The sequence below is a fragment of the Roseovarius tolerans genome, assembly GCF_028885395.1.
GTDB lineage: Bacteria > Pseudomonadota > Alphaproteobacteria > Rhodobacterales > Rhodobacteraceae > Roseovarius > Roseovarius tolerans.
Genome location: NZ_CP118494.1, coordinates 247,912 through 271,130, shown reverse-complemented (window position 1 = coordinate 271,130; position 23,219 = coordinate 247,912). Strand labels below are relative to the sequence as shown.

The 23,219-nt window shown below is 64.4% G+C and carries 21 protein-coding genes and 3 pseudogenes; 10 read left to right on the top strand and 14 right to left on the bottom strand.

The genetic code is table 11. The annotated features are described in order from the left end of the window. Positions 1–1,533 carry a 2-polyprenylphenol 6-hydroxylase gene (ubiB, locus tag PVU19_RS01245; protein WP_050663108.1) on the top strand — a complete coding sequence of 511 codons (1,533 nt, stop codon included), beginning with the start codon at positions 1–3 and terminating at the stop codon, positions 1,531–1,533. 10 nt (positions 1,534–1,543) lie between these two features. Here ubiB and PVU19_RS01240 read toward each other — a convergent pair whose 3' ends face one another. After that, the gene (locus PVU19_RS01240) at positions 1,544–2,212 is read right to left on the bottom strand and encodes a flagellar hook capping FlgD N-terminal domain-containing protein (RefSeq protein ID WP_050663109.1); all 669 of its coding nucleotides are present in this window, start codon (positions 2,210–2,212) and stop codon (positions 1,544–1,546) included. A 12-nt stretch (positions 2,213–2,224) separates the two neighbouring features. Then, a complete protein-coding gene (gene fliK, locus PVU19_RS01235; RefSeq protein ID WP_050663110.1) occupies positions 2,225–2,971 on the bottom strand; it encodes a flagellar hook-length control protein FliK in 747 nt (248 codons plus the stop codon). A gap of 55 nt (positions 2,972–3,026) precedes the next feature. Between fliK and PVU19_RS01230 the strand changes: the two are divergent. Together PVU19_RS01230 and PVU19_RS01225 are read left to right on the top strand one after the other, a co-directional pair. After that, positions 3,027–3,158: pseudogene (locus tag PVU19_RS01230) on the top strand (flagellar type III secretion system pore protein FliP); the annotation flags it as partial. A gap of 155 nt (positions 3,159–3,313) precedes the next feature. Continuing rightward, a complete protein-coding gene (locus tag PVU19_RS01225) occupies positions 3,314–3,727 on the top strand; it encodes a universal stress protein (RefSeq protein WP_050663112.1) in 414 nt (137 codons plus the stop codon). A 48-nt stretch (positions 3,728–3,775) separates the two neighbouring features. Here PVU19_RS01225 and PVU19_RS01220 read toward each other — a convergent pair whose 3' ends face one another. The 3 genes from PVU19_RS01220 to cuyA form a co-directional block, all read right to left on the bottom strand. Then, positions 3,776–4,222: a YtoQ family protein gene (locus PVU19_RS01220; RefSeq protein WP_050663113.1), complete on the bottom strand. Its 447-nt coding sequence runs from the start codon at positions 4,220–4,222 to the stop codon at positions 3,776–3,778. A 14-nt stretch (positions 4,223–4,236) separates the two neighbouring features. Further along, positions 4,237–6,636 carry a phenylalanine--tRNA ligase subunit beta gene (pheT, locus tag PVU19_RS01215; RefSeq protein WP_050663114.1) on the bottom strand — a complete coding sequence of 800 codons (2,400 nt, stop codon included), beginning with the start codon at positions 6,634–6,636 and terminating at the stop codon, positions 4,237–4,239. Positions 6,637–6,749: 113 nt separating this feature from the next. Next, positions 6,750–7,766: a D-cysteate sulfo-lyase gene (gene cuyA, locus PVU19_RS01210; protein WP_050663115.1), complete on the bottom strand. Its 1,017-nt coding sequence runs from the start codon at positions 7,764–7,766 to the stop codon at positions 6,750–6,752. A gap of 98 nt (positions 7,767–7,864) precedes the next feature. On the opposite strand from cuyA, the gene PVU19_RS01205 reads away from it, so the two are divergent. Together PVU19_RS01205 and pncB are read left to right on the top strand one after the other, a co-directional pair. Then, the gene (locus tag PVU19_RS01205) at positions 7,865–8,743 is read left to right on the top strand and encodes a LysR family transcriptional regulator (RefSeq protein WP_050663116.1); all 879 of its coding nucleotides are present in this window, start codon (positions 7,865–7,867) and stop codon (positions 8,741–8,743) included. 69 nt (positions 8,744–8,812) lie between these two features. Then, entirely contained in the window at positions 8,813–10,105 is a 1,293-nt protein-coding gene (pncB, locus tag PVU19_RS01200; protein WP_050663117.1) for a nicotinate phosphoribosyltransferase, read from the top strand. A gap of 26 nt (positions 10,106–10,131) precedes the next feature. Here pncB and PVU19_RS01195 read toward each other — a convergent pair. From PVU19_RS01195 to PVU19_RS01165, 7 genes and pseudogenes are all read right to left on the bottom strand, one after another. Next, positions 10,132–10,254: pseudogene (locus PVU19_RS01195) on the bottom strand (flagellar basal body P-ring protein FlgI); the annotation flags it as partial. 4 nt (positions 10,255–10,258) lie between these two features. Beyond that, positions 10,259–10,528 (bottom strand): annotated as a pseudogene (locus PVU19_RS01190) (flagellar motor protein MotB); the annotation flags it as partial. Positions 10,529–10,613: 85 nt separating this feature from the next. Further along, complete coding sequence (locus PVU19_RS01185) at positions 10,614–12,014, bottom strand: TRAP transporter large permease (RefSeq protein ID WP_050663118.1); 1,401 nt, start codon at positions 12,012–12,014, stop codon at positions 10,614–10,616. Between the two features lie 12 nt (positions 12,015–12,026). Continuing rightward, positions 12,027–12,659 carry a TRAP transporter small permease subunit gene (locus tag PVU19_RS01180; RefSeq protein ID WP_050663119.1) on the bottom strand — a complete coding sequence of 211 codons (633 nt, stop codon included), beginning with the start codon at positions 12,657–12,659 and terminating at the stop codon, positions 12,027–12,029. A 74-nt stretch (positions 12,660–12,733) separates the two neighbouring features. Continuing rightward, positions 12,734–13,753, bottom strand: a complete 1,020-nt coding sequence (locus PVU19_RS01175) for a C4-dicarboxylate TRAP transporter substrate-binding protein (RefSeq protein WP_050663120.1) — start codon at positions 13,751–13,753, stop codon at positions 12,734–12,736. A 121-nt stretch (positions 13,754–13,874) separates the two neighbouring features. Then, positions 13,875–15,209 (bottom strand): sigma-54-dependent transcriptional regulator, encoded by a 1,335-nt coding sequence (locus tag PVU19_RS01170; protein WP_050663121.1) that lies wholly within the window; start codon positions 15,207–15,209, stop codon positions 13,875–13,877. Continuing rightward, positions 15,206–16,939: a sensor histidine kinase gene (locus PVU19_RS01165; protein WP_050663122.1), complete on the bottom strand. Its 1,734-nt coding sequence runs from the start codon at positions 16,937–16,939 to the stop codon at positions 15,206–15,208. The genes PVU19_RS01170 and PVU19_RS01165 overlap by 4 nt, the downstream gene beginning before the upstream one ends. Before the next feature lie 75 nt (positions 16,940–17,014). On the opposite strand from PVU19_RS01165, the gene PVU19_RS01160 reads away from it, so the two are divergent. Then, positions 17,015–17,644 carry a bifunctional 4-hydroxy-2-oxoglutarate aldolase/2-dehydro-3-deoxy-phosphogluconate aldolase gene (locus PVU19_RS01160; protein WP_050663123.1) on the top strand — a complete coding sequence of 210 codons (630 nt, stop codon included), beginning with the start codon at positions 17,015–17,017 and terminating at the stop codon, positions 17,642–17,644. After that, the gene (locus PVU19_RS01155) at positions 17,644–18,558 is read left to right on the top strand and encodes a sugar kinase (RefSeq protein ID WP_050663124.1); all 915 of its coding nucleotides are present in this window, start codon (positions 17,644–17,646) and stop codon (positions 18,556–18,558) included. Before PVU19_RS01160 ends, PVU19_RS01155 begins: the two co-directional genes overlap by 1 nt. A gap of 202 nt (positions 18,559–18,760) precedes the next feature. On the opposite strand, the gene denD is transcribed toward PVU19_RS01155, so the two are convergent. After that, on the bottom strand, positions 18,761–19,726 hold the full coding sequence (denD, locus tag PVU19_RS01150) for a D-erythronate dehydrogenase (RefSeq protein WP_050663125.1): 966 nt from the start codon (positions 19,724–19,726) through the stop codon (positions 18,761–18,763). Positions 19,727–19,832: 106 nt separating this feature from the next. Here denD and PVU19_RS01145 point away from each other — a divergent pair, with 106 nt between their 5' ends. After that, positions 19,833–21,614, top strand: a complete 1,782-nt coding sequence (locus PVU19_RS01145; RefSeq protein WP_050663126.1) for an IlvD/Edd family dehydratase — start codon at positions 19,833–19,835, stop codon at positions 21,612–21,614. Here PVU19_RS01145 and PVU19_RS01140 read toward each other — a convergent pair whose 3' ends face one another. Further along, a complete protein-coding gene (locus PVU19_RS01140; RefSeq protein ID WP_050663127.1) occupies positions 21,615–22,133 on the bottom strand; it encodes a glutathione peroxidase in 519 nt (172 codons plus the stop codon). Positions 22,134–22,260: 127 nt separating this feature from the next. Here PVU19_RS01140 and msrB point away from each other — a divergent pair, with 127 nt between their 5' ends. Together msrB and msrA are read left to right on the top strand one after the other, a co-directional pair. Next, entirely contained in the window at positions 22,261–22,710 is a 450-nt protein-coding gene (gene msrB, locus PVU19_RS01135) for a peptide-methionine (R)-S-oxide reductase MsrB (protein ID WP_050663128.1), read from the top strand. Then, positions 22,707–23,219: a peptide-methionine (S)-S-oxide reductase MsrA gene (msrA, locus tag PVU19_RS01130; protein WP_050663129.1), complete on the top strand. Its 513-nt coding sequence runs from the start codon at positions 22,707–22,709 to the stop codon at positions 23,217–23,219. The genes msrB and msrA overlap by 4 nt, the downstream gene beginning before the upstream one ends.

Genomic DNA, 23,219 nt, shown 5'->3' with positions numbered 1-23,219 from the left:
ATGCGCGGACCGCATAATATCCTGCGGCTGATCCGCACCGGTGCCACGCTGGAACGCACCGGTGCCATGGGCCTGATCATGGACGCGTTCGAAGCGCCGCCGCTGGTGCGCGGCACGATGCGGTTTCTGGCCTGGCCGTTTCAGTGGATGGGCTACAAGGGCGACGAGACGACCCCGCCTGCGCCCCGCGCGCTGACCGCATTGGGCCCGGCCTATATCAAGTTCGGTCAAATTCTCAGCACCCGCCCCGATCTGGTCGGTGAGGAGTTGGCTGGGCAATTGCGCGTCTTGCAGGACAAGCTTCCGCCCTTCTCGGTCGATGTGGCCAAGGCGAGCATCACCCATGAGCTGGGGCATCTCGTCGAAGAGATGTTCGACGATTTCAGCCCGCCCGTCGCCGCGGCCTCGATCGCGCAGGTGCACAAGGCACGGCTGCGCGACACGGGCGAAGCCGTCGCCATCAAGGTGCTGCGCCCCGGCATCGAAAAGGCGTTTCGCCGCGACATTGACGCGTTTTATTTCGCCGCCCGCATGGTGGAATTGCTGGCCCCCGGGGCGCGACGCCTGCGGCCCACGGAGGTGATTGCGCATTTCGAGGGCGTGGTGATGGGAGAGCTCGACCTGCGGCTCGAGGCGTCGTCGGCCTCTGAGTTTTCCGCCAACACCTCGGGGGATACCGGCTTTCAGCTGCCGCCGGTGCAATGGCACCTCTCGTCGCGCCGGGTCATGACGATGGGCTGGGCCGACGGCCTGCCCCTCGGGGACAATGCCGCGCTCGACGCCGCCGGTCACGACCGCGCTGAACTGGGTGAACGGGTGTTGCAGCTCTTTTTGAACCACGCGCTGCGCGACGGCTATTTTCATGCCGACATGCATCAGGGCAATCTCAAGGTGGCCGGCAATGGCGATATCATCGCCTATGATTTCGGCATCATGGGCCATATCGACGAATACACCCGCCGGGTCTATGCCGAGATCCTCTACGGGTTCATCAAGCGCGATTATCGCCGCGTCGCCGAGGTCCATTTCGAGGCGGGCTATGTGCCCGCCGACCGCGATGTAGATGCCTTCGCCCGCGCGCTGCGCGCTGTGGGCGAGCCGATCTTCGGCATGGATGCCAGCCGCATCTCGATGGGCAGTCTGCTCAGCTATCTCTTTGAGGTGACCGAGCGATTCGGCATGGAGACGCGCACCGAACTGATCCTGCTGCAGCGCACCATGGTGGTGGTCGAAGGCGTCGCCCGGAGCCTCAATCCGCAGATCAATATCTGGCAGGTCGCCCGGCCCGTGGTCGAGGATTACATCAAGAAAACGATCGGTCCACGCGCCGCATTGCGCGATTTCGGGCGGACCGCCGCCGTGCTGTCGCGCTACGGCCCGCGCCTGCCCGGTCTGGTCGAGGCCGCACTGATTCGCCAATCCGCGCCACCCGCGCCCCCGCCCCCGTCGCCCTGGCCGATGCGCATCGCCTTTGCCGGGATCGGCGCCACCCTGGGTGCGGGCGGCGCGGCGCTGGCTCTGGCGTTTATGTGACATCTGGCGCTCACGCCCCGGTCTCCGGCGGGCGCAGACCAAGCACTCCACTCGCTGCAACGCTCTGACCGTTCGCGAGCACAAGCCGGGTTTCTCCCCCCTCCTGACGGGCTTCGACGATTCGGCTGTGAACATGTGCGTCGTGGCGCGCGATCACCTCCCCCTCGGCAAGGGACTGCACCGAGATCTCGTAGGTTCCACTTTGCAGCGGCAGACCGGCAGGATCGCGCCCTGCCCATGTGATGCGGCCATTTTGCGGAGCGATCTCCTGACGTTGCACGACAATGCCCGCTGCGTTGGTGACCACCAGTTGCGCGGCATCTGCCAGCGGATCGACCGTCGCCGTCAGCGGCACCGGTGTCCCGTCAAAGACAATCGGCGTTTTCGCCTCTGCCTCAAGCCCGATCCAGCCCGAAAGCTGACCGAGACCAAGCGCGCCCATCTGCGCCCCAAGCCCGGTCAGCAGGTCATTGGTCAGCACCTGCTGCTCGACGGTCGAGAAGGTCGCCAACTGCACAGCGAAATCGGACGACTCCACCGGATTGAGCGGGTCCTGATTGCGCATCTGCGTGGTCAGCATTTTCAGAAAGGTTTCGAAATCCGAACTGAGCGCGCCGCCACCGCGGGGAGCCGCAGCCGCGGTCTGGGCGGTCGATTGGGTCGAAGAGAGAACGTCCATGGTCAAACCTTTCTAGAGGCGGATGTCGAGGCGATCACCAAGGTGAAGCGTGGAAGCGAGATAAACCGCGTCGCCCTCGGCCTCCGACAGGGGGCCGGGCGAAGATTGCGGGGCACGCGGGTGCTGGTGCGTACCGGGCTGTTCATGGCCAAAGGAAAACTCCGCCGACTGATAGCCGATATCCAGAAACTCACGCGCCAGAAGGTCGATGTTGCGCCGAAGAAGATCGAGCGTTTCGGGGCGCTCTGCCAGCACCGAAACCGAGAGCCCCGCGTCGGATTGGCTTAGGCTCAGGCGCACCTTGCCCAGTTCTTCGGGGTTGAGCATGAGGTCGATCACCCGGTCTGTCCCGGATGCACCGCGCCCTATCGCTGCGGCGATCTGAATGACCACATGGTGCGGCGGAGTTGGCAGCGCAGCCGCGCCGACCAGAGTGAAACCTTGCGCGTGGAAAGCGGGCGCGCGCGGCCCCGAAAAGGCCGGAATATCGTCTTCGGCAAGACGCGGAACACCACGCAGCGCCGCACCCTCTGGCATAAAGGGCAGCACCGACAGCGCAGGTACGGCGGCCTTTATACCATCGACGGCACGCTGCGCGCCGGACATCTCGGGTAAAACCCGTGTCATGTCCCCGGCGCGCGTGCGCGCACCCATGGCGCGCTCGGGCAATCGCCGCGCCACGACGGCGTCCGGCGCATGCGGGGCCGGATTGCGTGCACCACGCAGAACAGGCGCGACCTCTGCCAGTGCGGTCGGCATGACCGGACCAACGTTTGCCGTGGCAAGCTATGGCGCTGCGCTTGCCGGATTTGTGGCGATCCTGATGTCGATGGGTATGATGATGGTTCCGCCCGCCATCGTCTCATTGCCCTTCAAGCTGGCCTTTTTCGTCATCGCCGATGGCTGGACCCTGATCGCCGACAGCCTTGTGCGCGGCTACATGTAGCAATCCCGGAAAATTCGGGCCGAATTCGCACGCTCTTCGGGATTTTTCACCCTCCGTTTCGCAACCGGCCCCAAAACTGCCGCATAGATGGCATCATGAGGCTGCGAATCGTTTAGGCGATGCGCTCCGGACCACCCCTCACAGACAGGTGCCCCATGCCTCGCACGACCCGCCTCATCCTCTGCCCCGTCAACCTCCGGCACCTCAAGGTCGATTACAACGCCTATGAAGAAGCCGTCGAAATGGCGCAGCGGCGCGGGGCGAAACTGATCATCGCCACCGTCGCCCCCGAGATCGAGCGCAACATGAACATCTACAATTCCGATGTCTATTGGGGTGACGAGCTCAATAAATTCGTGGCCGCCCACCCCGCCGAGGGGGTCGATATGGAACTGATCGTACGCAAGGGCGCGGTCCATCGCCAGATCGTCAAGCTCGCGGATGAGCGCAATGTCGACCTGATCGTGATGGAATCCGCCAACCCCAAGGTGCAGGATTACCTGCTCGGCACCACGGCAAGCCACGTGGTGACCCATGCCGAATGTTCGGTCTACGTGGTGCGCAGTTAAAGCAATAAGTCAGAGCATTTCGGTGTTTCAGTGAAAGACCGAAATGCTCTAGGCGGGCAGCTTGCCCTCCAGAACGTAGCGCAGAATATCCACCACCTGCCCCGGCTCGCGCGCCACGGCGAGAGCGGCGGCATCCACCTCCTTGAGGGCATGGTCATGCTCGGGCGGTTGCAGGATGATCAGCGACTTACCAAGCGCCGAGGCATAGCCCGCATCAAAGGCCGCGTTCCACTGCTTGTACTTGTCGCCAAAGCGCACCACCACGATATCGGCATCCGCGATCCCTTTGCGAGTGCGGATCGCGTTGACCATCGCGCCCTTGTGGTCGTGCCAATACTTGTCCGGCTCGTCGCCCAGGATCGCAACACCGCAATCATCACTCGCCGCGTGATCGGTCACAGGCGCGGAAAACGACACATCAAGCCCCTCGGCACCCGCAATGATCTGCTCGCGCCAATCGGTGTGTATTTCGCCTGACAGATAGACATTCAGCATCGTTCGCTCCTTTCTCAGCCGCGTAGCGTGCCGCCCGTGGCCTTGGTGACCTTGTCGATGATCCTGGCCGAGACCGCCTCGATATCGGCCTCTTTCAGCGTCGTGTCGCGGGGCTGCAAGCGCACGGTCATCGCCAATGATTTCTTGCCCTCGCCCAAGGTGCCGCCGATGAACTCGTCGAAAATGCGCACATCCTCGATCAGCGCCTTGTCGGCCCCTGCCGCCGCATTGACCAGCGTCAGCGCCTCGACCTCCTGATCGACGACAAAGGCGAAATCGCGCTCAACCGCCTGCAGATCGCTGATCGCCATCGCCCCGCGCGTGGCCGAGGATTTGCGCGGCAGCGGAACCTCTGCAGGCCATAGGGTAAAGGCCACCGCCGACCCCTTCACATCCATCGCGCGCAGCACCTTGGGGTGCAATTCGCCAAAGACGGCCATCACCTTCTTGGGGCCAAGGCAGACCATGCCATGCCGCCCCGGATGCCACCAGTCCGGCGCACCGCGCAGGATCTGCGCCTTGGCGGGCGCACCAATGGCCGCCAGCACCGCCTCGGCATCCGCCTTGGCGTCATAGAGATCGACGGCACGCGAAGTGCCGTGCACATCCTTGGGCCCGCTCCGCCCGATCAGCACACCGCAGACCTGCAAATGCTGCTCGCCCGGCTCGCCACCGTCAAAGGCGTGCCCAACCTCGAACAGCGCCAGATCCATGATCCCCCGCGCCTGATTGCGCGCCGCCGCCTGCAACAGCCCGGGCAACAGATCGGGCCGCATATGGCTCATTTCCGAGCTGATCGGATTGGCCAGCATCGTGGACGCGTCACCTCCGCCGAAGAGCGTGGCCGAGCCATGGTCGATAAAGCTATAGGTGACGCATTCGTTATAGCCGAGTGCGGCCATGCTGCGCCGCGCGACCTGTTCGCGCTTCTGCATCGGGCTCAGGATCGGCTTGGGCACACCGGCACCGACACGCGCCATCGGTCGCCCCTTGAGCTTCGTCAGCGAGGCAATCCGCGCCACCTCCTCGACCAGATCGGCCTCACCCTGGATGTCGGGCCGCCAGCTCGGCACATGCGCCATGTTGCCCTCGAGCTTGAAGCCAAGCGCCGTCAGCGTCTGGCGCTGCTCGCTTTCGGGGATGTCCATGCCGACCAGCGACTGCACCCGCGCCGGATCAAGCTTGTAGGCGCGGCTCACATCCGGAACCTTGCCCGCCATGATACGGTTCGACGGCTCCCCGCCACAAAGATCGAGGATCATCTGCGTCGCAAGATCGAGCGCCTCCATGTTGAACGCCGGATCAATCCCCCGCTCATTGCGATAGCGCGCATCGGAATTGATCTTGAGCGCGCGGCCCGTCGTGGCTATCTGGATATGGTCCCACACCGCCGCCTCGAGAAACACGTTCACCGTCTCCTCGGTACAGCCGGTGGCAAGGCCGCCCATGATCCCGCCGATGCTCTCGATACCGGTCTCGTCTGAAATCACCACCTGCCCGGGGCCGAAAGTATAGTCCTTCTCGTCCAGACCGGTCAGCGTCTCGCCGCCCTTGCTGCGATGCACCCGCAGATCGCCCGTCACCTTGTCGGCATCGAACACATGCAGCGGGCGGTTGCGGTCATAGGTGAAGAAATTGGTGATATCGACCAGCCTCGAGATCGGGCGCAACCCGATGGCGCGCAGCCGGTCCTGAAGCCACGCGGGCGACGGGCCGTTCTGCACGTCGCGAATGAGACGCCCGCCAAAGACCTCGCAGCCTCCCGTCGCCGCATCCTCGTCGATCGTCACTTTGATCGGGCAGGCGAACTGCCCCTCGATACCCGCCGTGGGCGCGGGCTTCATCGTTCCGAGGCCCCGCGCCGCCAGATCGAGCGCGATGCCCCGCACCCCAAGCGCATCGGGACGGTTCGGCGTGATCGCGATCTCGATCACCGGATCGACCTTGGACGGATCATTCTCGGCAAGCCAATCGACAAACCGCTCACCCACCTCGCCCGACGGCAGCTCGATGATGCCGTCATGCTCCTCCGACAGCTCCATCTCGCGCTCCGAGCACATCATGCCATGGCTCTCGATCCCGCGGATCTTGCCCACCCCGATGGTCGTGTCGATGCCCGGCACGTAGACACCGGGCTTGGCGATCACAACGGTGATCCCCTCACGCGCATTCGGCGCGCCACAGATGATCTGCGTCTCGCCCGCATCGGTCGCCACCTGACACACCCGCAGCTTATCAGCGTCGGGGTGCTTCTCGGCACTGACAACCTTCCCGATGGTAAAATCCCCCAGCCGCGCGGCCGGGTCGGAAATGTCTTCCACCTCCAACCCCAGATCGGTCAGGGTTTCCGCGATCTCCGCCACCGAGGCCGTGGTCTCGAGGTGGTCTTTCAGCCAGGACAATGTGAATTTCATGCGTGCTCTTCCGACTGCGAAACTTGGGTCAGCCTGCGCTTTACCGGATATGTCCGACATGGAAAACCCCGCATTGCTGCGGGGCTTTGCCGTAGGTCAGGGGTTTTGGCCGCTCAGCTCGTCCATCGGGACGCGAAATCAAACGAGCTGTCATAGCCAAAGAGCGCCACCGACCCTCCGGTATGCAGGAAGACGACCCGCTCGCCCTTCTTGAAATGCCCCTTGCGGATAAGGTCGACAAAGCCTGCCGCCCCCTTGGCCGAATAGACCGGATCAAGCAGGATCGCCTCCAGTTCCGCAAACATCTGAATTGCCTCGATGCCGCTCTCGGTCGGGATGCCATAGCCTTCGCCCACGTAATCGGTATTGGCCACCACGTCCTCGCGCGCCACCACACCGGCACAGCCCAGCTTTTCCGCCGTCGCACAAGCGAGATTGTACACGTTTTCCTCCTGCTTGGGCTTGGGCGCGCGCACCCCGATGCCGAGCAGCGGGATTTGCGCGTTCATCGCCTTGAGCCCGGTGATCAGCCCCGCCTGCGTACCGGCACTGCCGGTCGCATGCACGATATGATCGACCTTGAGCGCGCGATCATTGAACTGCGCCAGCATCTCGAAGGCGCAATTGACATAGCCAAGCGCGCCCGTGGGGTTCGATCCGCCACCAGGGATGGTATAGACATTTCGCCCCTCGGCGCGGAACCTGTCGGCGACCTTCTCCATCTCGGCATTCATGTCACCGCCGCCGGGGCGTTTCTCGGTCGTGGCCCCATGCATATGATCCAGCAGGACGTTGCCGTTATTGTTGTAATTGGCATTGTTCGAGCCGGTCCGATCCTCCAGCAGGATATGGCAATCCAGTCCCAGCTTGGCCGCAAAGGCCGCCGTCTGACGGGCGTGATTGGATTGCGTGGCGCCTTGGGTCATCACCATGTCAGCGCCCTGCAATTCCGCCTCGGCCATCAGGAATTCCAGCTTGCGGGTCTTGTTGCCGCCGGTCGAAAGACCGGTGCAATCATCCCGCTTGATCCAGATTTCGGGGCCGTTCAATTCCTTGGTCAGCCGGTCCAGCCGCTCCAGCGGGGTCGGCAGATGGGCGATAAAACGGCGGGGGTAACGGGCGAGATGCATTTGAGGTCCTCCATCAAACATGCGTTTCGCGCAGGCTAAGGCGGGACATCCGCGCCGTCCAATGCTATTCTCGCCATCTATTATGCAGGATATGCAATATGCGGCTCGATTGGCTCGACGATCTTCTGGCGGTGTCCGATACCGGCTCACTCGCCCGCGCCGCCGAAATGCGCCATGTCAGCCAATCGGCCTTCACCCGCCGCCTGCGCGCCATCGAAGAGGCGCTCGGCACGCCGCTCCTCGACCGCAGCCGCAAACCCGTCACCCTCCTGCCCGATGTCGCGGCACAAATCCCCGAGATGCGCAGCCTCGCCACGCAACTGCGCAACCTGCGCGAAACGCTGGCGCACACGTCGGACGCGCGCGGCCTGACGCTGGCCTGTCAGCACGCGATCACCACCACGCATTCGCCGGCCATCGTCAGCATTCTCACCGCGCAGGGGGGCCGCCCGGTGCGCGTGCGCTCGGACAATCGCGAGGAATGTCTGCTCCGCCTTTTGTCCGGCGAGGCCGATCTCGCCGTGGTCTACGCCGCACCGGACGTGGCCCCCCTGACCCTTGGCCGCGCCTTCGATCGGGTCTCGCTCGGGCTCGAACGCCTGCTGCCGGTGGCGACCCCGCGCCTCATGCAGGGCCCCGACCTGCCCTACATCGCCTATCCCGGCGACGTGTTTCTCGGCCAGGTCATGGCGCGCGCGGTCCTGCCGCGCATCCCCGCGCCCCGCGTGCTGCGCCGCCGGGCGGAAACCGCGCTGACCCTCGCCGCGCATGAATACGCCCGGCGCGGCATCGGCGTGGCCTGGCTGCCCGAAGGCATGGCGCGTGATGATCTCGCCAGCGGGCGGCTCATGGCCCTCGATGACACGCTGCCCGCGCTCGACATGGCGCTCTGGATGATCCGCCTGACCGAGAGCGGCACCGCCCCCTGGGCGCGCGACTGGTCCCGGCTCGTAACCGCGCTCGGGCACCCCGGCTGACCGTTCCACCTTGCACAGCCCTGCCCCCTTTGCTTTAACCGCCGCATTACCACTGTCGGAGGCCGCAGCATGGTCGACATCGCAACCCGCGTCTACAATCACCGCTGGAAGATGGACCCCATCGTTCGGTCCCTGATCGACACCGATTTCTACAAGCTGCTGATGTGCCAGTCGGTGTTTCGCAACCGGCCCGACACGAATGTCACCTTCTCCCTCATCAATCGCACCACATCGGTCCGGCTGGCCGAACTCGTGGACGAGGGAGAGTTGCGCGAACAACTCGATCACATCCGCTCGCTGTCGCTGTCGCGCGGCGAAAGCACCTGGCTGCGCGGAAACACCTTCTACGGCAAGCGCCAGATGTTCACCCCCGAATTCATGGAATGGTTCGAAGGGCTGACCCTGCCGCCCTACCACCTCGAGGTGCGCGACGGGCAATATGAGCTGACCTTCGAGGGCAAATGGCCCGAAGTCATGCTCTGGGAAATCCCCGCCCTCGCCGTGCTGATGGAACTGCGCGCCCGCGCCGTCCTTGGCCACATGAAGAAATTCGAACTTCAGGTGCTCTATGCCCGCGCGATGACCAAGCTCTGGGAAAAGGTCGAGCGGCTGCGCCCCATCGACGGGCTGCGCATCGCCGATTTCGGCACCCGGCGGCGGCATTCGTTCCTGTGGCAGGACTGGTGCGTTCAGGCCATGCGCGAGGGGCTGGGCGAACGCTTCGTCGGCACCTCCAACTGCCTGATTGCCAAGAACCGCGATCTCGAGGCGATCGGCACCAATGCCCATGAATTGCCGATGGTCTATGCCGCCCTCGCGCCCGACGACGCGAGCCTCGCGCAGGCCCCCTATGACGTGCTCTCGGACTGGCACGAGGAACATGACGGTAACCTGCGCATCATCCTGCCCGATACCTACGGCACCAAGGGGTTTCTCGACAACGCCCCCGATTGGCTGGCGGGCTGGACCGGTATCCGGGTCGATTCCGGCGCGCCCGAGGCCGGGGCCGAAACCGCAATCCGCTGGTGGAAGGACCGCGGCGAGGACCCGCGCCAGAAGATGGTGATCTTCTCCGACGGGCTCGACGTCGACAAGATCATCGAATTGCAGGCGCAGTTCGCCGGACGCGTGCGTACCTCCTTCGGCTGGGGCACGCTGCTCACCAATGATTTTCGCGGGCTGACCGAGGATGACGTGCTCGCGCCGTTCTCGCTGGTCTGCAAGGCGGTGTCGGCCAATGGCCGACCCACCGTGAAACTGTCCGACAACCCGCGCAAGGCCATGGGCCCCGAGGACCAGATCGAGCGCTATCGCCGCGTGTTCGGCGTCGGCGAGCAAGAGGCGCTTGACGTGATCGTCTGACGCCGCAAAGTCTAGCGCACCACGAACTAGCGCACCACGAATTCGGCATGCAGAGCCCCCGCCGCCTTGATGCTCTTGAGAATGTCGATCATGTCGCGCGGCGCGACGCCAAGCGCATTCAGGCCCGCGATCACCACCGACAGCGAGGTCCCCGTCCTCGGAAAACACGCTGTCGCCGCCGAACGCACCGTCACCCCCGCCCGAGATGCGGTTGACCGGCAGGGTCGGGCTGAAAAAATCCGCGATACCCTTGCGTTGCTGTTCGGTTGTCGCGTTCAACAGCCACATCAGCAGGAAAAAGGCCATCATCGCGGTGACGAAATCGGCATAAGCCACTTTCCAGGCACCGCCATGATGCCCGCCTCCTGCAATGATCTTTTCCCGTTTGATGATGACCGGCGCCACGTTGCTGCGCACGTCCATACTCACCACCTTTGTCTAACCCAGTTCAAGGGGTAGCACAGGGTGGATTACCTGTCTGTTAACACATCCAGTTTTACGGACTTCGCTAGGCCAGACCCGGCAGCCACAGAACAATTGCCGGGAACGACACCAACAGCGCGATAGTCACCGCATCGGCGACGAAGAACGGCATCACCCCGTTGAAAACGTCCTGCACGCTCAGGTCCGGTCGCACGCCCGCGACCACGAAACAATTCAGGCCAATGGGCGGCGTGATCAGACAGAACTCGGCCATCTTGACCACCAATATCCCGAACCAGATCGCACACATCTGGCCATTCATGCCAAAGGCACTGTCCGCCGCGCTGACATTGATACCCCCGTTGAGCGCCATCACCGCCGGATAGACCACCGGCAGCGTCAAGAGAAGCATGCCTATCGCATCCATGAACATGCCCAGCACCGCATAGGCCAGCAGGATGCAGATCAGGATCAGCATCGGCGACAGCGTCAGCGAGGTGATCCAGTCCGCAAAGGCCGACGGCAGATCGGCAAAGCCAAGAAACCGCACGTAGATCAACACGCCCCAGATGATGGTAAAGATCATCACCGACAGTTTCGCCGTCTCCAGCAGTGCGTCCTTCAACTCGGGCCAGCGCATGCCGCGATAAAGCGCCATAAGGAACACCACGAAGGCGCCAATCGCCCCGCCCTCGGTCGGTGTGCCCCAGGCATCGCCGCCGAACGGGTTGTAGACGAAGAAGATGATCGTCACGACAACGAACACGATGGGCAGGGCGGGCGGCAGCGACACGAAGCGCTCGCGCCAGGTAAAGCCACCCACCGGCGGGCCGAACCCCTTGATGGTCAGCGCCAGCCCGATGATCAAAAGCGCATAGACAAAGGCTGAGAACACGCCCGGAATGAACCCGGCAAGCAACAGCTTACCCACATCCTGCTCCACGATGATCGCGTAGATCACCAGCAATGCCGACGGCGGAATGAGGCTCGCCAATGTGCCCCCCGCCGCCACGACACCCGCCGCGAACCGCTTGTCATAGCCGATCTTGAGCATCTCGGGGATGGCGATCCGCGCAAAAACCGCCGCCGTCGCAACGCTCGCCCCTGACACAGCAGCAAACCCTGCCGTGGCAAACACGGTCGAGACCGCAAGGCCCCCCGGCACCCAGGCGATCCAGCGTTTTGCCGCCTCGAACAGCGCCTTGGTCAGCCCCGCGTAATAGGCGAGATAGCCGATCATGATGAAGGTGGGTATCAGGCTCAGCGCCTGTGAACTGACCTTGGAATGCGGCACCTGACCGGCAGTCTTGACCGCCACGGTCAGCGCCCAGACAAATTCGTCGCCCGCATAGCCCTTCTTGGACCAGAAAATCCAGATCAGCCCGACCGTACCGGCCAAAGCGGCGGCAAAGGCCACGCGCATGCCCAGGATCACGACGACCAGCATCAGGCCGGTCACGACAAGCCCGATATCTATCGGCTCCATCAGGTGAAATCCTTATTCATCACGGCCGCTGACATGCGCGGCCTCACGCGCGGCCTGTGCCGCGGCATCCTCGATCAGCGGCACGGCAACCGGCCGCTCCGCCCCGGTGAACAATGCGCGCCCGAATCCCCAGACCTGCAACATCAGCCGCAGCGACAGCACACCAAAGGCAATCGGCGCGAGGATCTTCGCAGGCCAGATCGGCAGGGCGATGTCGATGGTGCTGTCCCGGCTCCACAGCGGCGCGTTCCAGTCGAAACTACGCTCGAAATGCGCCCAACTGCCCCAGACCAGCAGCAGCATAAGCGCCAGAACCGCCAGCGTCGTGATCAACTCGAAAAGCCAAAGCGCGCGGCCCTGAAACATTCCGACAAAGATATCCATGCGGATATGCCCGCCATCGCGCTGCGTATAGGCCACGCCCATGAAGGCAATCAGCGGCATGATCTGCTCGATCCAGTCGACATAGCCGGGCAGCGGCTGATTGAAGAAATTGCGCCCGCCCACGGAAATGACCGCCAGCACCATGAGCGAGAACACCGCCAGCCCGCTCAGGAGCGCAAGTTGCCGCTCGATCCGGTAAAGACCGCGATCAAGCCTGCTCAGGCTGCTGTTGTCGGACAGGACAGAGGCCGCTCCCGCCATGGCTCGTCTCCCGGATGATGCGCAAGGAAATCGGCCTGCCCCGGATCATCCGAGGCAGGCCGGAAAGGTCAGGCTCAGGAGCCGCCCTTGAGCTCCGCAAGCGTGCTCGTGGCGAAGTCATAGAGCTCTTGCGCGGGAATACCGCGACTGCCCATCTCTTCGATCCAGGTCGCAGCGGCAGGACCGGCAACCGCCTCTTCGAACTTCGTCAGAGACTCCTCGTCAAAGCTGATCACTTCGATCCCGCGCTCTTCGAGCGCCGGGCCCCAGGCCTCGAGCGTGTTGTTCTGATAGTTGTCGATGTAGTAATCGAGCGACTCGTCGATCGAGCCCAACAGCGCCTCGCGATGCTCATCCGACAGCTCGTCAAGCGCATCGGTATTCGCCACGACCGGGCAATTAACCGTGCCGGGGTTCAGGTTCGCGGTCCACCATTTCGCATTCTCGATGGTGCCGAAGGACATATGCGCATGCGGCGCAAAGGCCACGGCCTTGACCACGCCACTATCCATCGCCTGCCGCACCTCGGTCGCCGACATCGAGGTCGGCACCGCGCCCACGGCCTCCATCGCAGAGCCGATACCACCGGTCGCGCGCACGCTCAGCCCTTTGAAATCGTCTAGGCTGCGGGGCGCATCGCCCAGACCCACGAGATTGTATTGCGGCATCGGCGAGGGCATCAGCAGCGTCGCGTTCCAGCGTGCCAGATCGGCCTTGACCGCAGGCTGATCATAGAGCGCCATCGACAGCGCGGTTTCCTGCTCCAGCGTCTCGACCCCGAGGAACGGCAGTTCCAGCACGGTGATCGTCGGATTCTTGTCGCGGTGATAGCCCGCGCAGAACTGCGCCATCTCGAACGCCCCGATGGAAATCCCGTCAAGGTTCTCGCGGTTGTTCGACAGGCCGCCGTAGCTGATGTTCAGGGTAAAATCGCCGTCGGTCTTCTCAGACACCAATTCGGCCAGCTTCTCGACATGCTCCGTAAACGCCCGGCGCTTGCCCCAGAGCGAGACGTTCCATTCGGTCGCCATCGCCTCACCGGCAAAGGCAAGGCTGATCGCGGCCACGGCGGTATAACTCAGAAATTTCGGCATGGTTTCTCCTCCCAGATGTCATGCGGTATGATGGGCGCTACCTTGGGTCATGCCCGGCACAATGGCTATGAAGAAAACCGCGCATGCCCCGGCAGCCGCCCTGCGGATATCCGCAAGGTGACTACAGCAGCGCCTCCTTGTCCAGCCCCAGCTTGACGATCTTCTCGTTCAGCGTGCGCCGCCCGATGCCCAGCGCCTCGGCCACCGCCTCCATCTTTCCCTCATGCGCGGTGATCGCCTTGGCAATGAGTTCTCGCTCGAACGCCGCCACGGCGGCGCGCAGCGTGTCGGGCACATCATCGGCCAGCGAATCGCGGTGCAGCGCCTGCGCCATCGACCCGCCCCCGCGCCGCGCGCTCAGCACGCGTCGTTCGCACACGCTGCGCAACTCGCGCACATTGCCGGGCCAGTCATGCGCCAGCAGCGCGGCACTATCCTCGGGCCCGAGGTCCGGCACGCGGGTCTCATAGACCCGCGCGAACTCGTCCAGAAACCGCGCCGCCAGCAGCATCACGTCATCGCGCCGCTGCCGGAGCGTCGGCAAGGCAATCACCGTGGTATTCAGCCGATACAGCAGATCGGCCCGCAGCCGCCCCTCGCGCACCGCCTGCTCAGGGTCCTCGTTGGTCGCCGAAATCACCCGGAACGCCAGCGGCACCGCAGCCCCCGCCCCGAGGGGCAGCACCTGCTTGTCCTCGATCACCCGCAACAGCTTGGCCTGCACCGGCATCGGGCAGGAACAGATTTCATCCAGAAACAGCGTGCCGCCATCCGCCCCCTGCAATCGCCCCTTGGCCCCGCCTTCGGCCCCGAACATCTCGGCCTCGAACCCCTCGACCGAGAGCGCGGCACAGTTCAGCGCCAGAAACGGCCCGGTGCCATCCGTCCCCAGATCATGCAGCGCGCGCGCCACCAGCTCCTTGCCGGTACCGGTCTCGCCCTGCAGCATCACCGCCGCACCGCTCTGCGACAGATCAAGCACCTCTTCGCGCAGGGCCGCCGTTTCCCGCGTCTGCCCCAACAGCACCCGGTCCAGCCCAGACAACTGCATCAGCCGCGATTTCAACCGCTCCGTCGTGCGCCGCATCGCGTGCTGATCGGCGGCATGCCGCAGGATGTTCAGCAACCGGCGCGGCTCATAGGGTTTCTCGACAAAGCTATAGGCCCCGCGCTGCATCGCATCCACCGCCATGGCGATATCGCCATGCGCCGAAATCAGCACCAGCGGCGGCGACAGATCGCGGTCGAGACTGTCCAGCAACTCCAGCCCCGACATGCCCGGCATCCGCACATCCGACAGGATCACATCCGGCTGAAACGCCTCCAGCCGATCCGCCAGCCGCTCTGCACGCGGCAGCGCCTCGACGCACCATTCAGACGCCTCCAGCAGGTCGATCAGCGACAGGCGCATCGCGCGGTCATCCTCGACAATCAGAATACGGGGGGTACTGCTCATGCCGCGCTCAAATCCTCCTCCATCCCCTCTTGCGGGATCTCGATCCGGAACATCGCGCCGCCCTGGGCAAGGTTATCCGCGCTGAACCGGCCCTGATGCGCCTTGACGATATTGGCTGAAATCGCAAGGCCCAACCCCATGCCGCGCCCGCTCTCGCGCGTCGTGACGAACGGCTCCTGCAACTCGTCAAGCCGCGCCTGCCCCAGCCCGTGCCCGGTGTCCCGCACCTCGACCCAGCCCGCTCGATCGCCCTGCCCCAGCGTGATGTCAATCCGCCGCTCGGCACAATCCTCCACCGCATCGACGGCATTGCGCAGCACATTGGTCAGCACCTGTTCCAGCCGCAACTGATTGCCGCGCACCAGAACCGGCGCCCCGGGCGCATCGAGCGACGTGGTGACACCCACCTTGTCGATATTCGGCTCCACCAGCGCCAGCGCCGCCTGCACCACGGCCCCCAGATCGACCGGCCCGAACTCCTCCCGGTCGTTGCGGGCAAAGAACTTGAGCTGCCGCGTGATCCCCTCCATCCGGTCCACGATCCCGGTGATCCTCGGGATGATCCGCGCCGCCGGTTGCCCGCCGATCTCGGCCGCTGTCAGATGGTTGCGCATCGCCGCAATCGGCTGCCCCAACTCATGCGTGACCGACGCCGCCAACTGCCCCAGCGCGGCCAGACGGCTCGCGCGCTCCAACTCGTCCTGCGTCCGCTTCAACCGGCGCTCGGCGGTGCGCCGCTCCTCGATCTCCACCGCAAGCCGCTCATTGGCCTCGCGCAACTGCGCCTCCTCCGCCTCGGACCGGCGCAGTGCCGCCCCGATCCGCTGTGTCCGCCGCACCTGCGACACCAGAAACCCAGCGCCCGCAAGAATCATCACCAGCCCGGTCAACAGCCAGCTGCGCGTCACCGCAGCACTGTCATCCGCGAAATAATGCAACACCCAGTCATGCGGCGCGACCGACGCCGCGAGGTGAATCCGCTCGACCCCGTCGATCATCGCGCGCGCGCCCTCCACGGGCTGCCAGTCCAGCGGCGCAAGATCCTGCCCCGGAAACTGCCGGTCCTGCGCGATCCGGGCCCGCTGATCGGCGCTCAGATCCGCAAGGCTGCGATACCGCCAGTCCGGGTCCGAGGAGAGCAGCACCACACCATCCCGGTTGGCCAGCAAGACCTGCTCCCCGGCCCGCCGCCATGTCTCCTCCAGATCGGTGAGATCGAGCTTGATCGCGATCACCCCGAGCACGCCGCCATTCGCATCGCGCACCGCATCGGCGATGAAATAGCCGGGCAATCCCGTGGTTGCCCCGATCCCATAGAACCGCCCCTGCAGACCGGCACCCGCCGCCTGAAAATAGGGCCGAAAGGAATAATCCTGCCCCACGAACGTCCCCGGTCGCCCGGCGTTCGAGGCGGCAATCGTCATCCCGTCAGGTCGCATCAGATAAATCGCATCCAGCCCCGACTGCGCCGCAAAGGCCGCCAGCCTGCGATCCAGCCGCCCGGTTGGCCCACCGGTGGCAGTGTCGATCACATGACTGTCACGCGCCAGCACATAGGTCAGGTGCGAAAACCGCTCCAGTTCCGAGCGCACAGTGCTGTGATACAGCGACAACCGCCCGCGCGCCTTGGCCTCTTCCTCGGATTGGAAAAAGCTGAGCGAGAGCCAGAACACGCCGATCATCACGCAAAGCGCGGTCAGGGCGGCAAGTGCGGTGGTGGTCAGTCGCATGGGAAACAGGTATCGGTATCTTTGCGGGGTCACGCAAGCAAAAGCATGGCCCGGACGCGCAACGCCGGAGGAGCAATGACCGACCATCTGACACGCGCCCTGAGAACCGCCCGCATCGTTCCGGTGATCCGCCATCCCGCCACGACCATCGCCGAAACCGCCTGTCACCTGCTCGCCCAAGAAGGCGCGCGCGTCCTCGAAATCACCATGACCGTGCCCGATGCGAACGGGCTCTTGCAGCGCCTTGGCGCGACACATCCCGATGTCATTCTCGGGGCAGGCACCGTTCTTGATGCCGCACAGGCGCAGGCGGCCATCGCCTCGGGCGCGCAATTCGTCGTCTCGCCCTGTTGGTGCGACACGGTGGCAGCAGCCTGTCGCGCCGCACAAATCCCCTATCTGCCCGGCGCCATGACACCCGGCGAAGTGCTCCATCACGCGCAGGCAGGCGCGCGTGTGGTCAAGGTCTTTCCCGCCGATGCCGCAGGCGGGCCCGGGTTTCTGAGGGCGCTTCGGGCGGTATTCCCCGACATCGCGCTCATGCCCACCGGTGGCATCACCCCGGGCAATGCCGCCGACTACCTCGCCGCCGGGGCGCTCTGCGTCGGCATGGGCGGCAACCTGCTGCCCGCCGCCGCCCTTGAGGCGGGCGACGAGGCCACGGCGCGCGATCTCATCCGCGCGGCCTTGAACGGGGCGGGCTGATGGCGGTCGATCTTCTCTGCCTCGGCGAGCCGATCCTCGAATTCAACCAGCAACCCGACGGGCGCTATTTGCCGGGCCATGGTGGCGACACCTCGAATTGCGCCATCGCCGCCGCGCGGCAGGGCGCGCATGTGGGATATCTCACCCATGTCGGGGCCGATGCCTTTGGCCGCTCCTTCATCGACCTGTGGCAGGCCGAAGGCGTGGACACCACCACCGTGCGCGCAGTCGAGGGCGGCCAGACCGGCATCTATTTCGTCACTCACGGGGCGGACGGGCACGAATTCAGCTATTTTCGGGACGGGTCTGCCGCCAGCCGCATGACCCCCTCAGACCTGCCTCGCGCCGCTCTTGAGACCACGCAAATCCTGCATGTCTCGGGCATCAGCCAGGCCATCTCCCAAAGCGCGGCCGATACCGTATTCGCCGCGATGGAGATCGTGCGCGCAGCGGGCGGGCGGGTGTCCTATGACAGCAACCTGCGGCTCAAGCTCTGGCCGCTCGACCGCGCCCGGGCGATCATCCATGCGGGCATGGCGATGGCCGATATCGCCCTGCCGGGGCTCGAGGATGCCGAGGCGCTGACCGGGCTTGCCGACCCCGACAGGATCGCAGATTTCTACCTCGAACTTGGTGCAGGGATCGTCGCACTGACACTCGGGGCGGACGGCACGTTGGTGGCCACCCCGAAAGACCGGAAGCGCGTGCCGGGACGGCCGGTTTCCGTTGTGGACGCCACGGGTGCCGGCGACACGTTCGACGGCGCGTTCCTCGCGCGGCTCATCGCCGGAGACGATCCTTTCACCGCCGCCACCTATGCCAACGCAGCAGCTTCTATCGCGGTGCAAGGCTACGGCGCCGTCGCCCCGATCCCAAGGCCTGCGGACGTGGAGGCGGTTCTTTCCACGCCCTAGGTGGCAAGCCTCGAAACACGGGGCGAAGGAGCGTGAGTGGCTTGGAGCTGCCGTTGACGTCTAGAACCAATGCGCGGAATCAAGGTGCCGCAGGCACCGCCGCGCAGCGCCCGACCGCCCCCTCGGGCGGGCGCCGCGCGGCTCATCTCGTTAACACCAAAGGTCGCTCAAGGCCAAAACTCGCGTGTCCTCTGACCCAAAATCACCCCCCAGGCCGGTCATCCTCGATATAGGCCCGCACATTCTCTTCAAAGCTGCCATCCACCTCCAGCCCCAGCGCAAGCGCCCTGTCGGCATGGATATCGAACCGCCACCCCCCCACGATCCGGCGCACCGCCTCTTCCGGCTGCCAGCTGATCAGGCGCGCGGGCTCAGGCCCCGCCACGGCCGTCATCGCGTCGATCATCTGCCGGATCGACAGGGTCCGCCCCGGCATCTGCAGGATGCGGTTGCCTCCCAGATCCCCGGCCGAAATCTCCGCCACCCGGATCAGGTTCTCGACGCATTTGCGCGGGCTCAGATAGTAATGCCGGAAATCCTCATCCACCGGGCAATTGGTCCCCTGCCCATTGAGCGGCTCGCGCAGGATCGACGACATGAAACTCGACGCCGCGCGGTTCGGCTTGCCGGGGCGGATCGAGATTGTCGGCAGGCGCACGCCACGCCCGTCGATATAACCCTTGCGCGCGTAATCGTTGACCAGCAACTCGCCCACGGCCTTCTGCGTGCCGTAAGAATTCTGCGGATTGAGCAGCGACACCTCGGTGATCGGGTCCGGCACCTCGCCGCCATAAACCGCCAGCGACGAGGTGAAGATCAGCAGCGGCGCCGTGCCCAGCGCCCGACAGCGCTCCAATATGTTGAGCGTCCCGTGAAGGTTGATCTGCATCCCCTCCTCGAACGCCTCCTCGGCATGCGAGGACACCACAGCGGCAAGATGATAGACCACCTGCGTCTCATCGGTGATGACCCGCGCCACGGATGCCGGATCGGTGATATCGCACTGCACCGTATCCACGGGCACCGCCCCCTCGATCCCCACCGGATCGGTCACATCCGCAAGCGTGATGCGACGCACCGGCTGACCGTTCAGCCTGCCCCGCGCAACCAGCGCACGCGCCAGCTTTTGCCCCAGAAACCCGGCCCCGCCAATGATGACGATATTCATACCTGTCTCCCCTCTCGCCTGCCCCCGACAGGGCCGATTATTGCCTTGCGTCCCGGTATATCAGCCATGATGCTCGCCACAAGCAGCCCACCCGCCGGAGGAGACCATGACCAAACCGCCGAAATCCGGGCGTTTCCGCTCGCAGGAGTGGTTCGACAATCCCGACAACCCGGGCATGACCGCGCTCTATCTCGAACGCTATCAGAACCAGACCTTCACCCGCGAAGAACTCCAGAGCGGTCGCCCCGTCATCGGCATCGCAAACACCGGCTCCGATCTTGCCCCCTGCAACAAGATCCACATCTTCCTGATGGACCGGATCAAGGCCGGCATCCGCGACGCAGGCGGCATCCCGATGGAATTCCCGGTGCATCCCATTCAGGAAACCGGCAAGCGCCCCACGGCGGCGCTCGACCGCAACCTTGCCTATCTCGGCCTCGTCGAGGTGCTGCACGGCTATCCCATCGACGGCGTCGTGCTGACCACCGGCTGCGACAAGACCACGCCCGCGCAACTCATGGGCGCGGCAACGGTCGACATTCCGGCGATCGCCCTCAATGGCGGGCCAATGCTCGATGGCTGGTACATGGGTCAGCGCGCAGGTTCCGGCACCGTGATCTGGGAGGCACGCCGCCTGCTCGCCGAAGGCCGCATCGACTACGAAGAGTTCATGGAGCGCGCCTGCGCCTCGGCCCCCTCGCTGGGCCATTGCAATACCATGGGCACCGCCTCGACGATGAACGCCATGGCCGAAGCCCTAGGCATGACACTGACCGGTGCCGCGGCAATCCCCGCACCGTTCCGCGAACGCATGGAAATGGCCCATGCCACCGGACGGCGCATCGTCGACATGGTGTTTGAGAATCTCAAACCTTCCGACATCCTGACGCGCAAGGCGTTCGAGAACGCGATCAGGACCAACACCGCCATCGGCGGATCGACCAACGCGCCGCCGCACCTTCAGGCCATCGCGCGCCATGCGGGCGTGGCGCTGCACATCACAGATTGGCAGACCATCGGCTTCGACGAACCGCTTCTCGTCAACATGCAGCCCGCCGGAGAGTATCTCGGCGAAAGCTTCCACCGTGCGGGCGGCGTGCCTGCGGTGATGGCCGAACTCATGAAGGCCGGGCGCCTGCATGACCACGTGATGACCGCCACCGGCAAGACCATGGGCGACAACCTCGCCGGTCGCGACAGCCACGACCACGACGTGATCCGCCCCCATGACCGGCCGTTGCGCGAGAAGGCGGGCTTTCTCGTTCTGTCGGGCAATCTCTTCGACTCCGCGCTGATGAAAACCTCCGTCATCTCCGATGCGTTCCGCGACCGGTTCCTCTCCACCCCCGGCGCCGAGGGGATCTTCGAGGCCCGCGCCGTGGTCTTCGAGGGGCCAGAGGATTACCACGCCCGCATCAACGACCCGGCCCTCGCCATCGACGAGCACACGATCCTCTTCATCCGCAATGTCGGCTGCGTCGGCTATCCGGGCTCGGCCGAAGTGGTGAACATGCAGCCCCCCGATGCACTTCTTCGCGCTGGCGTGCGGCACCTGCCCACGGTCGGTGACGGGCGGCAATCGGGCACCTCCGAAAGCCCGTCAATCCTGAACGCCTCGCCCGAATCGGTGGTGGGCGGCGGGCTCGCCTATCTGCAAACCGGCGACCGGGTGCGGCTCGATCTCAACACCGCCACGATGGACGCGTTGGTAGATCCAAAGGAATGGGCGCAGCGCCAGGCCGACTGGTCCGCCCCTCACATGGAGAACCAGACCCCGTGGCAGGAGATATATCGCCGCCATGTCGGGCAACTCTCGGATGGAGGCTGCCTCGAACTGGCAACCGCCTATCAGCGTGTCGCGCGCAACCTGCCGCGCGACAATCACTGATCAGCGCAACAGCGCCTCGATACGCCCGGTGATCTCTTTCGAGGTCGGGCGCGCGACCGATCCCCATGTGCCCGCGACCGCACCATCCGGACCGATCAACACCTTGTTGAAGTTCCACGAGGGCGCAAACCCCGCCTCTTGCGCGAGCGAGGCATAAAACGGGTGTGCCTGCGATCCGCGCACCGGCGTGATCGTCGTCATCGGGATATCGAGGCCGAAATTGACCTCGCAGAACTCCTTGACCTCGGCCTCGCTCGACAATTCCTGCCGGAAATCGTCAGACGGCACCGCCAGAACCACCAGCCCCCGGTCGCGATATGCGTCGTAAAGCGCCTGCAACCCGTCATACTGATGGGTGAACCCACAGCGCGACGCGGTATTGACGACCAGCACCGGTTGCCCCCGCCAATCGCTGAGCCGAATTTCTCCCCCGTCGATATTGCCGAACGGAGCCGCCAGATCGAGCGCGGCGGCAGGCAGGGCGAAAAAAGCGGCGAAAAAGGCGATGATCAGGCGCATGTCAATTCTCCGAAAAGTTACGTGATTTACGTCGCGACCCCGGCGGTGGATCACTCTGCCCCGCTATTCCATTTTCCGGCCCGCGCCCCATCTGTTATCCTGAACCATAGCACAGGAGGCGTGAGACGTGACCGAATACCGCAAAGACCCCGACAGGATCGCCGCCCTCTCACCCGAAGAATACCGGGTGACCCAGAAGAACGGCACCGAACGCCCTGGCACCGGCAAATACCTGAATAACAAGGAGCCGGGCATCTACGTCGATATCGTCAGCGGAGAGCCGCTCTTCGCCAGTTCCGACAAGTATGAATCCGGCTGCGGCTGGCCCAGTTTCACCAAGCCCATCGAATCTGCCCACGTGGCCGAAAAACATGATTTCACCATGGGCATGATCCGCACCGAGGTGCGCAGCCGCGATGGCGACAGCCACTTGGGCCATGTCTTTCCCGATGGTCCCAGCGACCGGGGCGGCTTGCGCTATTGCATCAATTCGGCAAGCCTGCGATTCATTCATCGCGACGACATGGAAGCGCAGGGATATGGCGCGTATCTCGATCAGGTGGAGGATGTGACATGAGCGAACGTGCAGTTCTGGCCGGTGGCTGTTTCTGGGGCATGCAGGATCTCATCCGCAAGCTGCCCGGCGTGATCTCGACCCGGGTGGGTTATACCGGCGGCGATGTGCCGAATGCCACCTATCGCAATCACGGCAGCCATGCCGAAGGCATCGAGATCGTCTTCGACCCTGCGAAGATCAGCTATCGGCGCATTCTCGAGGTGTTCTTCCAGATCCATGACCCGACCACCCTCTATCGACAGGGCAATGACGTAGGGATGAGCTATCGCTCGGCGATCTACTACTGCTCCGACGAGCAAAAGGCCGAGGCGCAGCGCACCATCGCCGATGTCGAGGCCAGCGGCCTCTGGCCCGGCAAGGTCGTCACCGAGGTCGAGCCCGTCGGCGATTTCTGGGAGGCAGAGCCGGAGCATCAGGATTATCTGAAACGCTTCCCGCAAGGCTATACCTGCCACTTCCCGCGCGCCGATTGGGTCTTGCCCCGCAAGGAGGCGGACACGGACGCCTGA

Excerpts from the sequence above, each read along its gene's own strand:
- ubiB (WP_050663108.1), top strand. The coding sequence starts at position 1 with ATGCGCGGACCGCATAATATCCTGCGGCTGATCCGCACCGGTGCCACG.
- PVU19_RS01240 (WP_050663109.1), bottom strand. The coding sequence starts at position 2,212 with ATGGACGTTCTCTCTTCGACCCAATCGACCGCCCAGACCGCGGCTGCG.
- fliK (WP_050663110.1), bottom strand. The coding sequence starts at position 2,971 with ATGCCGACCGCACTGGCAGAGGTCGCGCCTGTTCTGCGTGGTGCACGC.
- PVU19_RS01225 (WP_050663112.1), top strand. The coding sequence starts at position 3,314 with ATGCCTCGCACGACCCGCCTCATCCTCTGCCCCGTCAACCTCCGGCAC.
- PVU19_RS01220 (WP_050663113.1), bottom strand. The coding sequence starts at position 4,222 with ATGCTGAATGTCTATCTGTCAGGCGAAATACACACCGATTGGCGCGAG.
- pheT (WP_050663114.1), bottom strand. The coding sequence starts at position 6,636 with ATGAAATTCACATTGTCCTGGCTGAAAGACCACCTCGAGACCACGGCC.
- cuyA (WP_050663115.1), bottom strand. The coding sequence starts at position 7,766 with ATGCATCTCGCCCGTTACCCCCGCCGTTTTATCGCCCATCTGCCGACC.
- PVU19_RS01205 (WP_050663116.1), top strand. The coding sequence starts at position 7,865 with ATGCGGCTCGATTGGCTCGACGATCTTCTGGCGGTGTCCGATACCGGC.
- pncB (WP_050663117.1), top strand. The coding sequence starts at position 8,813 with ATGGTCGACATCGCAACCCGCGTCTACAATCACCGCTGGAAGATGGAC.
- PVU19_RS01185 (WP_050663118.1), bottom strand. The coding sequence starts at position 12,014 with ATGGAGCCGATAGATATCGGGCTTGTCGTGACCGGCCTGATGCTGGTC.
- PVU19_RS01180 (WP_050663119.1), bottom strand. The coding sequence starts at position 12,659 with ATGGCGGGAGCGGCCTCTGTCCTGTCCGACAACAGCAGCCTGAGCAGG.
- PVU19_RS01175 (WP_050663120.1), bottom strand. The coding sequence starts at position 13,753 with ATGCCGAAATTTCTGAGTTATACCGCCGTGGCCGCGATCAGCCTTGCC.
- PVU19_RS01170 (WP_050663121.1), bottom strand. The coding sequence starts at position 15,209 with ATGAGCAGTACCCCCCGTATTCTGATTGTCGAGGATGACCGCGCGATG.
- PVU19_RS01165 (WP_050663122.1), bottom strand. The coding sequence starts at position 16,939 with ATGCGACTGACCACCACCGCACTTGCCGCCCTGACCGCGCTTTGCGTG.
- PVU19_RS01160 (WP_050663123.1), top strand. The coding sequence starts at position 17,015 with ATGACCGACCATCTGACACGCGCCCTGAGAACCGCCCGCATCGTTCCG.
- PVU19_RS01155 (WP_050663124.1), top strand. The coding sequence starts at position 17,644 with ATGGCGGTCGATCTTCTCTGCCTCGGCGAGCCGATCCTCGAATTCAAC.
- denD (WP_050663125.1), bottom strand. The coding sequence starts at position 19,726 with ATGAATATCGTCATCATTGGCGGGGCCGGGTTTCTGGGGCAAAAGCTG.
- PVU19_RS01145 (WP_050663126.1), top strand. The coding sequence starts at position 19,833 with ATGACCAAACCGCCGAAATCCGGGCGTTTCCGCTCGCAGGAGTGGTTC.
- PVU19_RS01140 (WP_050663127.1), bottom strand. The coding sequence starts at position 22,133 with ATGCGCCTGATCATCGCCTTTTTCGCCGCTTTTTTCGCCCTGCCTGCC.
- msrA (WP_050663129.1), top strand. The coding sequence starts at position 22,707 with ATGAGCGAACGTGCAGTTCTGGCCGGTGGCTGTTTCTGGGGCATGCAG.